Annotated in this window: 4 protein-coding genes; all 4 read right to left on the reverse strand. The window is 72.5% G+C overall.

Annotation, left to right across the window (positions count from 1 at the left end; genetic code table 11):
- Positions 1–37 precede the first annotated feature (37 nt).
- The 4 genes from gntD to ACIHCL_RS13615 are packed head-to-tail and all read right to left on the reverse strand — an operon-like array spanning position 38 to position 16438.
- On the reverse strand, positions 38–1390 hold the full coding sequence (gene gntD, locus ACIHCL_RS13600; protein ID WP_399860921.1) for a guanitoxin biosynthesis L-enduracididine beta-hydroxylase GntD: 1353 nt from the start codon (positions 1388–1390) through the stop codon (positions 38–40).
- The gene (locus ACIHCL_RS13605; protein ID WP_399860923.1) at positions 1291–2571 is read right to left on the reverse strand and encodes an MFS transporter; all 1281 of its coding nucleotides are present in this window, start codon (positions 2569–2571) and stop codon (positions 1291–1293) included. Before ACIHCL_RS13605 ends, gntD begins: the two co-directional genes overlap by 100 nt.
- Positions 2572–2576: 5 nt before the next feature.
- Complete coding sequence (locus ACIHCL_RS13610; protein ID WP_399860925.1) at positions 2577–3932, reverse strand: serine hydrolase domain-containing protein; 1356 nt, start codon at positions 3930–3932, stop codon at positions 2577–2579.
- Complete coding sequence (locus ACIHCL_RS13615; protein ID WP_399860928.1) at positions 3929–16438, reverse strand: amino acid adenylation domain-containing protein; 12510 nt, start codon at positions 16436–16438, stop codon at positions 3929–3931. Before ACIHCL_RS13615 ends, ACIHCL_RS13610 begins: the two co-directional genes overlap by 4 nt.
- Positions 16439–16456 lie beyond the last annotated feature (18 nt).

Raw genomic sequence — 16456 nt, forward strand, 5'->3', positions numbered from 1 at the left:
TGGGAAGGATGGACGTACCGTTCGGTGGCGGTTCCGGTCAGTGGATGACCCGTGTCTCCGCGTCAAGTCGAGCACCACGGGAGGGGCGCAGGTCGCGGGCGATGTTCAGGCGCCGCAGCCAGCGGTCCGTGCCGTCGAAACGGGCCCGGAAGGGCTTGCGTCCGTGGACGGCCCGGAAGTTGTCGATGAAGCAGATGTCGCCGGGCCGGAGCACCACGTCGGCGAGCGCGGCATCGATGGCGGAACCCAGTGCGTCGAGCGCGCGCTGTTCCTCCTCGCCCTGGCTGTCTTCCATGTAGTAGGGGTCGACGCACAGATAGGGGTCGTCGATGTCACCGAAGAGGACGGCGACCGGCGTGGGATCGGCCAGGGCCCGCTCCACCCGCTCCCTGCTGCGCCGTAGCAGCTCGGCGGCACGGCCGGTGGTGGTGTCCGAGGCGTGGCCGGTCAGCCGGTGGGCGTCGTCCGGCCTGATGAAGAAGCGCTCCTGGGCGAGCAGGGTGCGCAGGTCGTCGTCGATGCGCACGTCGCCGATGTCGGCGACGGTCGTCTCCACACCATCCGGGTTGCGCAGGCACATCAGCCCGAGGTAGTCGGCGCGAAGCGGGTGGAAGGCGTCCTCGGTGTGCCAGGTGAGGGTCTCGGCGCTGCCCCAGCCGATCTGACCATACTCGTGTTCCTTGACCGGGTAGACGTCGTGCATGATCCGCCCGTTCTGCTGGGTGGCCCAGCCAACGGGGTCCCCGAGAAGCGCCGCGATCAGGAAGAACGCGATGTCCTGCCGGAGCGAGGCGGTGTCGTTCGAGGAGCCGGAGCGATCCAGCGGGGTGGGCCCGAGTCCGGAGTCGTTCACGGGAAGACCGGAGACGACGAGTGTGGCCGACCGCTCCGAGGAGCGGTAGTCCAGGACGGCCCTGCGCAGCTCACGCGGCAGTTCGCCCGCGTACAGCCGGCTCTCCTTCTGGAACTCGGCGGACTCCACCGAGTGGGTATGTGATGCTATCTCATGCACTAATCCCTGTAATGACTTTATTTCCTTTTCATTCAGAACGTGAGTGATCACGGGATACGACCTCCGCCAGTGGAATGGCTCTTTCCAACAGGGCACGGCGCAGCGTTCGGCAGCCGTCGCAAGTGCAAGCCGGCGCACGGGTGCTGCCCGCGCGACGCGGGGCAGCAGGCAGGACGGTCCCGCAGGAGTTTCCTGCCCAGCCGTCCGATCGTGCCACGTGAAGCTTCTCAGGCTTCTCTCGAACCACACCACATACTTCAGCCTCCGATGAAACACGGTCATCCCGCCATGGGCCCGGCCTCGTTCACAGACGGGAAGCGGCGCATCGTCGGACTCACCGTGACGAGCACGGCGACCACGCCGAACGCTGCCGCGCATCCCAGGACCGCCGGGGCGCCACCCCCGGTGGCCGCCATCAGTGAGCCGCCCACCGCCGGGCCGAGGGCGCCGGCCCCGCCGCTGCAGAAGCCCGCCAACCCGCTCAGCCGGCCGCGCAACGCGTCCGGGGTGACCATCAACTGGTAGGTGAGTACGGCTGTGTTGGCGGCCGGGGCCAGCAGCGCGAGCACACCGAGCAGCAATCCCAGAGCCAGACCCGGCGGCACGAAGGCCATCGCCGCGGTGCCGACCGCCGCCAGCCAGGAGAAGCCGAGGACGATCAGCACGGTCGGCATCCGTGCGTACAGGCGGGGTGCGATCAGAGCGCCGAGCACACCGCCCACACCGAAGCACCCCATCATCAGGCCCGTGCTGCCCGCCCCGACGTCCCCCTCCCCGGCGAGCACCAGCACGACCACCATCAGTGCGCCGAAGACGAAGTTGGTCAGCATCACCCATGCCAGGGTCGTCCTGATGACCCGATGCCCAAGCACCCAGCGGAACCCGCCCAGCACGTCCACACGGGTGTCACCGCGGCCCGGGGCAGCGGCGTGCCGCACCGGACCTCCGGGCAGTCGCAACAGTGTCAGCGCACCGCAGCACAGCGCCAGCATCACCGCATTGGCAAGGAACGGGTGCACGGGATGCAGGGCGAACAGGAAACCCGCGGCCGGCGGCCCGAGCACCGCGGCGACATAGGGCCGGGCCGTGTTGCGGGCCACGGCCGCGGACAACTGAGCCTCGGGCACCACCTGGGTCAGGGCCGCGTGCTCAGCCGGGTCGAACGCCGCACCGAAGACGCCCTCCACGACCACCACCACCAGGACGAGCGCGAAGCTGTAGCGGTCCCAGACGAGCGAGGCCGCGAGCACAGCCATCCCCGTGGTTCGCGCGCCGGCGCTGACCAGCAGGATCACCCGTCTGTCCCAGCGGTCGGCGAGGACACCCGCCGGGACGACGGCCGCCATCTGGGCGAACGACAGGGCGGAGGAGGCCAGCCCCATCTGTATCGGTGAGCCGGAGCCGGCCAAGATCAGCAGGGGCAGAGCGATGGCCAGGATCTCCGTCGTCAGCTGCGACAGAAGCTGACCGATCCACAGGACGGTGTAGTTGCGGTTGCGGGAGAGGGAGACCGGCGGGGCGTCCGCCCCGCCGGTTCCCTGGGAGCGGGTCGTGGCCATGCGCCCTACCCATCGGCCTGTCGCACACGGCACGCCAGACGCCCCGAGAACTGCAGGCCGTCCGTGCGGCCCGTGGCCGCGTCGCACAGAAAGCGGCCCACGAACAGCGCGGGTCCGCCGTCGAGGTCGTGCAGGGAGAAGCCACCGGTACGGCAGGTCAGCGCATAGGCGGGGCTCCCTTCGGAGGCGAGCCGCAGCAGCCCGTCCGACGCCCGCTCCACGGTCAGCGTGGTCGGCCCGTTCACATAGGTGCCCAGGCAGTCGTCGGGCGGTGGAGCCTCGGGGGCCGCGAACAGCGCCGCCGTACCCGTGCCGTTGCCCGCCGGCAGGCCGGCGCCCGCGAGGTGCTCGGACAGCTCGTCCCACAGCTGTGCGCCGGTGTTGGCGTTGGTGGTGAGGGCCACCGCCGTACCGTCGGCCGGGTCGAAGCGCAGATGACAGGAGACGCCGTCGAGTGTGCCGTCGTGCCCGTAGCGGTCACGTCCGGCGCCGTCCGTGTACCGGGCCAGGCCCAGCCCCCAGCCGTCGGCCATTCCGGCCGGTCCGGCACGGACGCCGCCGAGCTGGTCGCGGCACATCTCCGCCACCGTGGCCGGGCCGAGCGGCGCCGCCGCCCGGCCCGCGTCCGCGAGCAGGCCGGCGAAGGCGACGAGATCGGCGGCGCTCACAGCCAGGCCGCCGTCGGGATCCTCCACCGGGTGCAGCGCCTGTTCGGGTACGGCGACGATCCGGTCCCGGCCGTGCCGCACAGTGTGCCCGGCCGCCACCGGCCGGGCGGACGCCGCGGGGCGGCCCGTGACGAAGGAGGGCTCGATGCCGAGCGGTTCCAGCACGATCGCGCCGACGGCCTCACGCCAGTCCATACCCGTCACCTTCTCCACCAGCGCGCCCGCGACGACGTACCCAGCGTTGGAGTACGAGAAGACGGTGCCCGGCGAATGGACCAGGTCGCCTTCCCTGGTGTGCTCGCGCAGCCAGTGCGACCGGGTGTACGCGGCGCCAGGCTCCGGCTCGGCGACCGCCGACGCCAGGCCGGCCGTGTGACTGAGGAGTTGGCGGACGGTGACCTTCTCGCCGACGCCGAATCCGGGAAGGTGCGCGGCGAGTGGTTCGTCCAGACCGAGTTCCCCGTCCTCGATCAGCACCAGGGTGAGGACCGCGGTGAACACCTTGGTCACGGAGCCGACCGGGAAGGCGGTAAGCGCGGTGACGGGATCGCCGTCGGCCAGGGACCGTACTCCGTGCTCCACCGTCACCGTGACGCCCGCGTGGTGCACGGCCAACTGGGCCCCGGGCACCCGGTGCCGTACGCACAGTCGGCGCAGTTCCTCGCGCAGCGCGGCGGCGTCCGAGCCGCTCACTGGTCCGCCACCCGGGAGGCGATGGTCTGCAACACGGCCGTGAATTCCTCCGCCACCCGTTCCACGGTCGCCTGGTGATGGATGTTCCTGGAGTAGTACCACGTGAAACGGAACCTTCCCTCGCTCACGACCCCGACCACGTCCAGCAGGTGCCAGGCCGTGTTGTCAGGACTCTGATCTGTGCCGAGTGCCGGCAGGTGGCCCCGCACCAGCGATCCCGCGCCCGTCCCGGCGTCCACCTGCCCGTGGTAGTTGAAGACCACGTCGGAATACCGTCGACCGGCGAGCGCTCGCCCCGGCCCGCCGGGCCGGCTCAGGGTGCGCAGGGCCCCGTAGCCGAGTCCCTTGCCGGGTACGGCTCGAAGCGTGCGCCGTAGCGACCGCACCCATGCGGTGAGGTCCTCTCCCCCGTCATCGGGCAGGGCCAGAGCGACCGGGTACAGCGTGGTGAACCAGCCGACGGTCCTGGACAGGTCGATGTCCGGGAAGAGGTCCTCCCGGCCGTGGCCTTCGACGTCCACGACCACGTCCGGCCGGCCGGCCCAGCGGCCGAGAGCCATGGCCAGCGCGCCGAGGAGCACGTCACCGGTCCGCGTCCGCAGCGCGCCGGGTGCCTTGCGCAGCAGGATCTCGCTGTCGTACACGTCCAGGGTCACCTCCAGGTGGTCACGGGACCCCACCGTGTTGGGTCCGCCGCTGTCGACCGGCAGCGTCCCGGTGCCTTCGGGCAGCGCGGACCAGTGGTCCGCCTCGTTGTCGAAGCCGCCGTCCGCCGTGTGCGCGGCGAGCCGTGCCGCCCAGTCCCGGAAGGGAGTGGTCCGTGCGCCGAGGTCGACCATGCGGCCGGCAACGGCCTGCTCGTGTGCGGTGGTGAGGTCGTCCAGCAGGATGCGCCAGGACACCGCGTCGATCACCAGGTGGTGGGCGGTGAGGAACAACCACGGTCGCTCGTCCGCGCCGAAGGTGAACAGCAGCGAACGCATGACGGGTCCGGAGACCGGGTCGAGCGCCGCGTCCGCCACGGCCGCCAGCCGGTCGGCGGCCGCACGCCGGTCCGCAACGGGCACCTGCGACAGATCGTGCCGCACCAGCGGGACGGCGGTGCGGGGTCCTTCTCCAGCCGGGAGGACTTCCATCCTCCAGCCGTCCTCCGCCTGCGTCAGCACGGTCCGCAGCGCGGCGTGCCCGACCGGCAGCGCGGCCAGCGCGGCCCGCAGCGCGCTCTCGTCCAGCGCGGCCCAGGTCTGTGCCAGTTCCAGCGTGAGGGACTGGTTGTAGTGGTACGGGGACCGGTCACCGCGGTCCAGGAAGTGCCGCTGGATCGGGGTCAGGGGTGCGGAGCCGGTGTCCGGCAGCAGGTCCGGCCCGGCGGTCTCCGCTTGGTGTTCTTCGGCGACGGCGGCGAGGGACGCCACGGTCGGATGAGTGAAGAGGTCCTTCGCCGTCACCCGCAGACCGGCCCGGCGGATGCGGTACACCGCCTGGATGCTGAGGATCGAGTCGCCGCCGAGCGCGAAGAAGTCGTCGTCCACGCCGACGCGCTCCACGCCGAGCACCTCCGCCCAGACGGCGGCCAGTTTCGCCTCCGACGGCGTCCGGGGCGCCCGGGGCGCGCCGGCCATGCCGTCCTTGGTGTCCGGCGTCGGCAGAGCGGTCCGGTCCACCTTGCCGTGGGCGGTCAGCGGCAGTGCGTCCAGCACGATGAAGGCGGCCGGGACCATGTACTCCGGCAGGGTCCGCCGGACGGCCTCGCGCAGACCGGCGGTGTCGATCGCGCTGCCCGGAGCGGCAACGACGTAGGCCACCAGCTGGGGCGTGCCGGTCGTGGTGTTCCGGACGGCCACATGGGCACGGGCCACGGCCCGTTGGGCGCCGAGTACGGCCTCGATCTCGCCCGGCTCGATCCGGAAGCCCCGGATCTTGACCTGGTGGTCGGCGCGGCCGACGTACTCCGGGCCGCCGTCCGCCCGGCGCCGCACAAGGTCGCCCGTGCGGTACATGCGGGAACCGGGCGGCCCGAAGGGGTCGGCGACGAACCGGTCGGCGGTCAGCGCGGGGCGGCCGAGGTAGCCGCGCGCCAACCCCTCACCGGACACGTACAGTTCGCCGATGACGCCCGGGGGAACCGGCCGCAGACCTCCGTCGAGGACACGGGCGCGCAGATCAGGGATGGGCTCGCCGATCACGCTGCGGCCGCCGTACCGGGCTGCCGAGCCGGCGTCCAGCGGCAGATGCGTGACGTGCACGGTGGTCTCGGTGATCCCGTACATGTTGACCAGAACCGGCGCGTCCTCGGGGTGACGGGCGTACCACGACGCGAGCCGGCTCGGATCGAGGGCCTCGCCGCCGAACACCACCCGGCGCAGTGCGCCCAGGTCGGGGGCGTCACCCGCGCCGGCATGGGCCAGCTCGTCCGCTTGGTCGAGTTGGTAGAACGCCGAGGGCGTCTGATTGAGCACCGTCACCCGTTCCCGGGCCAGGAGGGCCAGGAAGTCCTCCGGGGAGCGAGAGGTGTCGTAGTCGACGACGACGAGACGCCCTCCGTGCAGCAACGGCCCCCACAGCTCCCAGACGGAGAAGTCGAAGGCGAAGGAGTGGAACAGCGTCCAGACGTCATCGGCGCCGAAGGTGAACCAGTGCGCGGTCTCGGTGAACAGGCGCACCACGTTGCGGTGCGGGACGACCACGCCCTTGGGCCGGCCGGTGGAGCCCGAGGTGTGGATGACGTACGCCGGGTGGGCCGGGCGCAGCACGGCACGGCCGGGCGGCGGGGAAGGCTCGCCGGACTCCCGTTCGGCCGACGGTTCGTCCACGAGCAGAACGGGCAGGTCGACCGCGGACAGCGTGGGCCGCACGGCGGTGTTGGTGAGCAGCACCGAGGGGCCGGAGTCGGCGAGGATGTACGCCACCCGGTCGGCCGGGTAGTCGGGGTCGAGCGGCACATATGCGCCGCCCGCCTTCAGTACCGCCAGCAGCGCCACCACGAGGTCGGCGCTTCGCGGCAGTGCCACGGCCACCAGGGACTCGGGACCCACTCCTTGAGCGGCGAGCCGGTGCGCGAGCCGGTCGGCGCGCGCGTCGAGTTCCGCGTATGTCAGATGCCGTGCGCCGTCGGTCACCGCCCGCGCCATCGGCGTGCGCGCGGCCTGGGCCTCGAACAGGTCCGCCAGAGTGGCGCCGCCGGCGTCGCTGGGCGCGGCAGGCCGGCCGTCCCCGGCCTGTTCCAGGGCGGCCCGCTCCTCCTTCGGGCTCAGCAGCGGCAGGGCGGCGATCCTGGTGCGCGGAAGGGCGGTGATGCCGTGCAGCAGCACCCGCAGATGGCCGGCCACGCGTTCTACGGTGTCCGGGTCGAACAGGGCGGTGGCGTAGCCGACGGCCGCCGTGACCCGGCCACCGCGATCGGTGAAGTGGAAGCTCAGATCGTGGCTGACGGCACCGCTGGTGAGCGGTATCTCCTCGACCGCCAGGCCGGGCAGAGCGAGTCCGCCGGACTGCTCCCGCTCCAGGTTGACCATGACCTCCACGACGGCGTTACGGCTGGGGTCGCGCTGGGGCCGCAGTGCCTCCACGATCCGGTCGAACGGCGTGCTCTCATGGACGAATGCGTCCAGCAGGGTGGTACGGACATCCGCGAGGAACTCGTCGAACGGCTGGTCGGCGTCGACGGCCGAGCGCAGCGCCACCGTATTGACGAAGAGGCCGACGAGCCCCTCGGTCTCCTGGCCCTCGCGGCCGGAGGCGGGAGTGCCCACGACGATGTCGTCCTGACCGGTGAGGCGGGCGAGCAGGATCTTCACCGCTGCGGTCAGCACCATGAACAGCGTGACGTCGTACCGTCGGGCCAACTCGCGTAGAGCAACGGTGAGTCCGGTATCGAGGGTGAAGAGGTGAGCCTGTCCCGCGGAGTCGCGCACGGCCGGGTGGGGCCGGTCGACCGGCAGCTCCAGCGGAGTGATCCCCCGGAGCCTTCCCCGCCAGTACGCCAGGTGGCGGTCGGTGCCGTCGGCGGCGAGGGACTCACGTTGCCAGACCGCGTAGTCCTGGTAGCTCACCGGCAGTTCGGGCAGGGCGGCCTCGGTACCGACGAGGGCCGCGGCGTAGCAGGCGGCGAGTTCGTCGGCGAGGATCCGCATGGACCAGCCGTCCGTCGCGATGTGGTGGATGACCAGCAGCAGGCTGTGGTCGGCCGGGCCGCTGCGGAACAGGGTGGCCCGTAGCACCGGGCCGGTACTCAGATCGAACGGCCGGGCGGCCTCCTGCCGCATCCGCTCGAGCAGGGCGGCCTCGGCACCGGGCCCGTCCACCGCACCGGCGTCCACGACGTCGAGCAGAGCGCTGGTCGCAGCCGGGGCGGGCTGGACGAACTGCATCGCCCGTCCCTCCACGGTGGTGTACAGGGTGCGCAGCGGCTCGTGCCGCTCGATGATCCGGGCCAGCGCGGCGCACAGGGCGTCCGTGTCGAGGGAACCCCGCAGCCGCATCGCGGTGACGAGGTTGTACTCGACGTTCGATGGGTCGAACTGGTGCAAGAACCACAGCCGTTCCTGGGCCGAGGACAGCGGTGACGGGCCGCTCCGCCCGGTGCGCACCGGGCCCGGCCGACCGCGGTCCGGCGGAGTGTCCCCGACGTCGAGGGCGCTCGCCAGCGCGGCCACGGTCGGCGTGTCGAACAGCTGGCGCGGTGAGACGTGCCGTCCGAGCCGGGTCCGGATCCGGGAGATCACCCGGATGCTGAGGACCGAGTCGCCGCCCAGGTCGAAGAACCGGTCATCGGCTCCGACCCGGGGCACGCCGAGCACCTCCGCCCAGATCTCGGCGAGCACCCGCTCGGTGTCGGTGCGCGGCGCCTTGTACGGGCGCTCCTCGTTCACCGGTGTCCGCGGCAGCGGGAGCGCGGCCCGGTCGACCGTGCCGCTCGGCTGGACGGGCAGCGCGTCCAGCAGCACCACGGCGGTCGGCACCGCCGCCTCGGGCAGGGCATCGGCGAGGAACGCACGCAAGCCGGCCGGGTCCGGGGCAGCGCCGGGTGCGGGCACCGCGTAGGCGGCGAGCCGGCCGCGGCCGGTGTCGTCCCGCCAGGTCCGGGCGGCCGCCTCGGCGACCTGGGGATGACGGGTCAGCGCGGCCTCCACCTCGCCGAGTTCGACGCGAAAGCCCCGGATCTTGACCTGGTCGTCGACCCGGCCGAGGATCTCCAGGTTTCCGTCGGCCCGCCAGCGCGCCCGGTCCCCCGTGCGGTACATCCGGGCGCCGGGCCGCTCGGCGAACGGGTCGTGCAGGAAGCGTGCGGCCGTCAGGTCGGGTCGGCCGAGGTAGCCGCGGGAGACGCCGTCACCGCCGATGTAGCACTCGCCGGCCACACCGACGGGTACCGGACGCAGCGCCTCGTCCAGCACATGCACGGAGGTGTTGGCGAGTGGTCGGCCGACGGGGGCGTACGCGCCCTCACCCAGCGGGTCCCGGCCCAGTTCGAAGTGGGTGGAGTCGACCGTGGTCTCGGTCGAGCCGTAGGCGTTGACCACCACGGTGTTCCGCGACAGCGCTTGCCACACCTCGGCGGCCGCCGGCAGGGACCAGCCCTCTGAGCCCACCATGAGCAGCCGCAGAGCCTCGGGGCAGCGCCCCCGCCAGGTGAACTCGGCGGCCAGCGCGTGGGCCAGCGAAGGAACAGTGATCATCAGCTGGGCCTCGCTGCTGAGCAGCAGGTCGGCGAGGGCCACCGGGTCGGCGACGGACTCCTGCGGGCAGACGATCATGGTTCCGCCGAAGAGGGCGGAGAGCAGGAAGTCGGCGAAGAACAGGTCGACGGACAGGCTGGAGACGGACAGCACCCGCGGGCGCATGTCGGTCAGCCCGTGGCGCAGGTCCCAGGCGCGCACCATGTGATGGGCCTGGCGGTGCTCGACCATGACCCCCTTGGGGCGGCCGGTGGTGCCGGAGGTGTACACGACGTACGCCAGGTCGTCGGGGGTCACGTCGCCGTGCGGGGCGGTGGCCGACTGCGCGGCGATGGCCTCGGCGTCGCGGTCCAGGTCGACGAGAGTGCCGGAATGGCCTGCGAGCAGGTGGCGCAGCGGCCCCCGGGTGACGACCACGGGCGCCTCGGCGTCCTGGAGCATCAGCCTGAGCCGTGCCGCCGGGTACTGCGGGTCCAGCGGTACGAACGCCCCACCAGCCTTGAGCACGGCGAGCATGACGACGGTGGCCTCGGTGCCACGCTCGACGAGCATGCCGACGACCCGGCCGGGGCCCGCGCCGAGACCGACGAGGTGCTGGGCGAGCCGGTTGGCGTGCCGGTCCAGCTCGGCATACGTCAGGGTCGTCGTGCGGTCCGCCAGGGCGGGCGCGTCGGGGGTACGGGCGGCCTGCTCGGCGAACAGCTCATGGATCAGCCGGGGTGTGGATGCCTCGACGGCGGTGTCGTTCCACTCCACCAGCAGCATGTGGGCCTCGGCCTCGGTGAGCAGGGGCAGCTCGCCGACAGGTGTGTCCGGGGCGGAGTCGAGGGCCGGGCCGAGCGCGTCGAGCAGCGTGTCCAGGTGGCCGGCGATGCGCTCGACGGTGTCGATGTCGAAGAGGTCGGGGTCGTAGCCGATCGCCAGACGCAGTTCGTCGGCGGCGTGCGCCGTGAGGGTGAGCGCGTAGTTGGTGTGTTCGTCACCGAGGTACGAGCCGACCTCCAGTCCCGAGCGGACCGCGGCGCCGGAGTCGTACGGGTAGTTCTCGAAGACGACGATGCTGTCGAACAGACCACTCGTGACGGGCAGATCGCTCCAGCGCCGGATGTCGACGAGTGCCGCGTGCTCATGGCCCCGGGAATCGGCCGCGGCGGCCTGCAGACCGCGCAGCCAGGACGCGGTGCCCGACCCGGTGTCCACCAGGGCCCGCACCGGGACGGTGTTGATGAACAGGCCGACCATGTCCTCGGCGCCCGGCAGGTCCGCGGGCCGCCCCGCGACGGTCACGCCGAAGCACACGTCGGCCTCGCCGGAGTATCGGGACAGCAATACCGCCCAGGCCCCCTGGACCAGGGTGCTCACCGTGAGACGGGCGCCGCGGGCGCTGTCGTAGAGGCGCCGTGAACGCGCGGCGGACAGCCGCAGTCCCACCTCCCGGGAGGACCGGGCCGCGTGGGCGCGCACGGGCACCCGGTCGTATGGCAGCGGGGTGGGGGCCGCGAGTCCGGACAGAACCCGCCGCCAGTGCCGCTCGGTCGCCGAGGCGTCCTGGTCGGCGAGCCAGGCGATGTAGTCCCGGTAGGGGCGGCGGGCGGCCGGGCGGGCTGCGGGCGAGCGGCCGATGAGGCGGGCGTACTCGGAGAAGACATCGGCGAGTACGGAGGAGAAGCTCCAGCCGTCGATCACGAGGTGGTGGGCCGACCAGTACAGCTGCACAGCGCTGTCGGCCAGCCGTACCACCAGCAGCCGCAGCAGAGGCGCCCGGTCGAGCGGAACGGTGCGCCGCTCGCGCTCCTCCCACAACGCGCCGAGCGCCGCCTCCCGCGCGGCATCGTCCAGGTCCCGGTGGTCCAGGTACTCGACGGTCAGGGGTACGCCGGTGTGCACGATCTGCACGGGTTCCCCGAGGTCGGCCCAGTGCACCGAGGTGCGCAGGGCGGGGGTCGCGTCCACCACGTGCTGCCAGGCCCGGCCGAGCGCCGCCGGGTCGGTCACCCCGTCCACCCGTACCGAGAAGTGCCCGGTGTAGGGGTCGCGCTCGCCGTCCGCGAGCGCAGTCAGGGAGTGGAAGAGCATGCCGCTCTGGGCCGGGGACAGTGCGTACACGTCCTCGACCGACGGGTCGTCCGCGGTGATCCGGTCCACGGCGACCTGGTCCAGGGCGGCGAGCGGGAAGTCCGAGGGGGTGAATCCGCCGGCGCCGGGCCGGGCGCAGTGCTCGACGATCGCCTCCAGTGCCGCGGCGAAGGCCCCGGCGACCCGTTCCACGGTCGCGCGGCGGTGCGCCCCGGTGGCGTACTCCCAACGGAACTCCATTCGGCGGTGCCGGACTTCGCCGTTGATCTCGATCAGATGGCCGCGTGCCTGATCCGGGGCACGCTCGGCGCCCGGCACCGGGTGCGTGCCGCGCAGCAGGCCGGTGCCGTCACCCGGGATTCCCTGTCGGCCGAGGTAGTTGAAGCTGACCTGCGGTTCCGGGCCGGCCGGCAGCACCTCCGGACTGCCGGCGAGGTGGCGCAGCAATCCGTAGCCCAGTCCGTGCCCGGGTACCGCGCGCAGTTGCTCCTTGACGCTCTTGAGTACGGCGCCCCAGTCGTGCTTCACCGGCATGGCGAGGGCCACCGGGTGGACGGAGGTGAACCAACCGACCGTGCGGGAGAGGTCGACGTCGGGAAACAGTGCTTCGCGCCCGTGGCCCTCCAGGGTGACGGGCACCGTGTCCGAGCCCGTCCAGTCGGCGAGGACCCGGCCGAGCGCGGCGAGCAGGACATCGTTGACGCGGGTGCGGTAGGCGCGCGGGACGTGCCGCAGCAGGGCGTCGGTGGTCCGTTCGTCCAGCCGGACCGTCACTTCATCAGCGCCGGCAACGGTGTTCTCGCCCGGTTCGGCGCTGTCCAGAGGCAGTCGGCCGGCCTCGGCGATCGCCCGCTGCACCCCTTGCCAGTGGGCGAGTTCGCCGAGCGGGCCACCGTCGGCGGCGTGTGCGGCGAGCCGGGCCGCCCACGCGCCCGGGGACGTCGTGCGCGGCCCCAGCTCGACGGGAGCGCCGGCGCGTGTCCGGCGGTACGCCTTCTCCAGGTCGGACAGGAGGATGTGCCAGGAGACGCCGTCCACGACGAGGTGATGGGCGGCCAGGAACAGCCGTGGCGGGCGCCCCTCATCGATGAACAACTCGGCGCGCAGCAGCGGCCCCTCGGCCAGGTCGAATCCGGACTGGGCGGCGACGGCCGCCTCCCGCAGGGCCGTGTCGGGGTCCGCCTCGCCCGACAGATCGGTCACCCGCAGCAGGTCGAGGGCCGGTTCCGCCGGCGCGTGGCGCAGCTGCCACCCCTCCGGCCCGCGCCGGGCGCGCAACCGCAGCGCGTCGTGCTCGCCCACGACGGCGGCCAGCGCGGAGCGCAGCGCCCCGGGATCGGTGCCGGCATCCAGTTCCAGCAGAACATGCTGGTTGAAGCGGTCCAGACTGGCGCCGAGCGTGTCGAAGAACCAGCGGTGGACGGGCAGCAGGGGTATCTCGCCGTCGGCGGTCGGCTCTGCGGCGGCGGTCGGCTGTTCCTCATCAGGGGTGGCCAGTGCCTCCGCCGCCAGTTCGGCGATGGTCTGCCGGAGGAAGGTGTGTTTGGCGGTGAGCCGCAGCCCGGCTTCGCGCGCTCGCGAGACGACCTGGAGGCCGAGGATGGAGTCGCCGCCCAGATCGAAGAAGTTGTCGTCGACGCTGACCTCGGGGATGCCGAGCAGCTCCGACCAGATCCGGGCCAGCGTGCGCTCGGTGGCGTTGCGCGGGGCCATGCGGCCGGTGGTGGCCGCCCCCAGGTCGGGTTCGGGCAGCGCCCGCCGGTCGACCTTGCCGTTGGCGTTCAGCGGCAGTCTCTCCAGCACCATCACCACCGAGGGCACCATGTGCTCGGGCAGGTATGTGCGTGCGTGCCTGCGCAGTGCGGCAGGGTCCGGCGCATGGCCGTCGGCCGGTGCGGCGTAGGCGACGAGCCGACGAGTGCCCCGAGCATCCTGCCGGACCGCGACGGCGACGGCGGTAACCGCCTCGTGTCGTTCGAGGACGGCCTCCACCTCGCCCGGCTCGATCCGGAACCCGCGCACCTTGACCTGGTCGTCAGTGCGTCCCAGGTACTCGACGACTCCGCCCGCGCGCCACACCGCTCGGTCACCGGTCCGGTACATACGGGTGCCCGCCGTGCCGTACGGATCGGCGACGAACCGTTCCGCCGTCAGGTCCGGGCGGCGCAGATAGCCGCGGGCCAAAGCATGGCCGGAAAGGTAGACCTCGCCGGGAACGCCCGGCGGGACGGGGCGCAGCCGGGCGTCGAGGATCTTCACCCGCACGCCGGGCAGTGGCCTGCCGATGGGCACATGGGTGCCTATGGCCGACGGGGTCAGCGGGTCGCTCATGGTGGCGCACACGGTGGCCTCGGTGGGCCCGTAGGCGTTGATCAGGCGTCGCCCGTCGGACCAGGTGCGGGCCGCCTCGGGCGGGCAGGCCTCGCCGGCGACGACGAGCGTCAGCTCCCGCGGTATCTCGGCCGTGGCGAGCGCGGACAGCGCGCCGGGCGGCAGGGTGGCATGGGTGACGCGATGCCGGTGCAGCGTCGTGGCCAGCGGCTCGCCGGGCAGCACGCGCTCCTTGGGTACGACGACGACCGCGCCGCCGCGCAGCAGCGCCATTCCCAGTTCCGAGAAGGCGGCGTCGAAGCCGAACGAGGCGAACTGCAGGACCCGGGCGTCCGTCCCGGTGCGCAAGTGCGTGCCCTGGCCCGCCACGAGGCCGTGCACTCCGGCATGGGTGACCACGACGCCCTTGGGACGCCCGGTGGATCCGGACGTGTAGATCACGTAGACCGGGTGCGCTGTCAGCAGCGGTGTGGTGCGCTGGGCATCGCTGATCGCGGTGGCGGGCAGGCCTCTCAGCAGGGCTGTGGTTCCGGGGTCGTCCAGCACGATCTGGGCGGAGCGGGCAGGGGACCGGTCGGCGAGCGCGCCCGTGGTGACGGTCAGCACCGGCTCGGCGTCCTCCAGGATCAGCTGTAGTCGTTCGTCGGGCTGATCGGGGTCGAGCGGCAGGTAGGCGGCACCCGACTTCAGCACGGCCAGCACCGCCACCACGGTGTCCGCGCTGCGCGGCACCGCCACGGCCACCATGTCCTCCGGTCCGGCGCCACGGGCGATCAGCATCCGGGCCAACCGGTTCGAACGTCGGTCGACTTCCGCGTAGTCGAGCTGCTCCTCGTCGGTGATCAGGGCGAGGGCCGACGGGTCGAGGGCCACCGCGTCGGCGAACAGATCGGGGACGGTGCGGGGGGCCGCGCCCGGCCCGTTGTCCGGCCACAGGTCGAGCAGCCGACGGCGCTCCGCGGCGTCCAGGGTGGGCAGCAGGGCCACCGGACGTGCCTCCGCCCCGTCCGCGAGTGCGGCAAGCAGGGTCGACAACTGACCGGCCATCCGCTCGGCCGTCTCCTCGGTGAACAGACCGGTGGCGTAGGTGAGGTGGACTTCGAGCGCGCCGTCACGTTCGAAGAAGTCGAATGCCAGATCCATGCTGGCGGTGGTGAGCGGGACGGGCCGGTCCTCGGCCTGCAGGCCGGCCGGCTGCCGCGGCGCGGCCTGCTCGTTGTGGAGGTTGACCGCCACCTCGGTCAGCGGTGGGCGGCTCGGGTCCCGCTCGGGCCGCAGCTCCTCCACGACCCGCTGGAAAGGCACGTCCTGATGCGCGAAAGCGTCCAGCAGTCCGGATCTGACCGCCGCCAGCAGTTGGGAGAAGGGCCGGTCCTCGTCGACGTCGGTGCGCAGGATCAGCGTGTTCACGAAGCAGCCGACCAGTCGCTCGGTGTCCACGTGCCCACGGCCGCTGACCGCCGTGGCGACGGCGATGTCCCGCCGCCCCGTCCAGCGGGCCAGCAGCACGTCCACGGCCGCCGTCAGCACCATGAACAGTGTGGCGCTCCGCGACCGGCCCAGCTCGCGCAACCGCCCGGTCACCTCGTGGGGCACGCCGAAGAGGTGGACGGCGCCCTCAGCGCTGCGCACGGGCGGGCGCGGCAGGTCGGTGGGAAGGTCGAGCGGCTCCAGCCCGGCGAGCCGGTCCCGCCAGTGGCTCAACCCGCCGGCGACACCACCGTCACCGCGGGCGTTCAGGCGCCGGTTCTCCCAGGCGGCGACGTCCGGCTGCCCGACGGTCAACTCGGGCAACGCGGCCCGGCCACCGCCGGTCGCAGCGTCGTAGAGCACCGCGAGGTCGTCGGCCAGGATCCCGAACGACCAGCCGTCGGTGACGATGTGGTGCATGCTCAGCAGCAGCACGTGCTCCCTCGGGGCGAGCCGGAGCAGCCGGGGCCGGAAGACCGGCCCGTGTCGCAGGTCGAAGGGGTCGTGGGCCTCCTCCCGCAGCCGCTCGTCCAGCAAGTCCGCCGGGTCCCGCCCGTCCGGCGGGGCGCCGAGATCCTCGTACGGCAGTGCCGTCCCGGCCGGCAGACGGACGAACTGGCGTCCCACACCATCGACGGTGTCGAAGGTCGTCCGCAACGCCTCATGCCGCTCCACCAGTCGGCGCACGGCCGACTCCAGGGCGGCGACGTCCAGGTCACCGGTGAGGCGCAGAGCGCGCATGGTGTTGTACTCGGTGCTCCCCGGGTCGACCTCGTGGAGGTACCACAGCCGCTGCTGGGCCGCGGACAGCTCCAGCGGGCCCTCACGGGCCACCCGCGGCAGAGCGTCGTCACCGGTCGGAACGCCGGAGCCTGCCCGGCCGGCCAGCCGCCGGCGCAGCTCCTCCTGGAGTCGCTCGGGCAGCGCCGCGATGTGGTCCGTCGCGGACATGGGCGTCGAAGGAGTTTC

Source organism: Streptomyces sp. NPDC052042 (assembly GCF_044548345.1).
Lineage (GTDB): Bacteria > Actinomycetota > Actinomycetes > Streptomycetales > Streptomycetaceae > Streptomyces.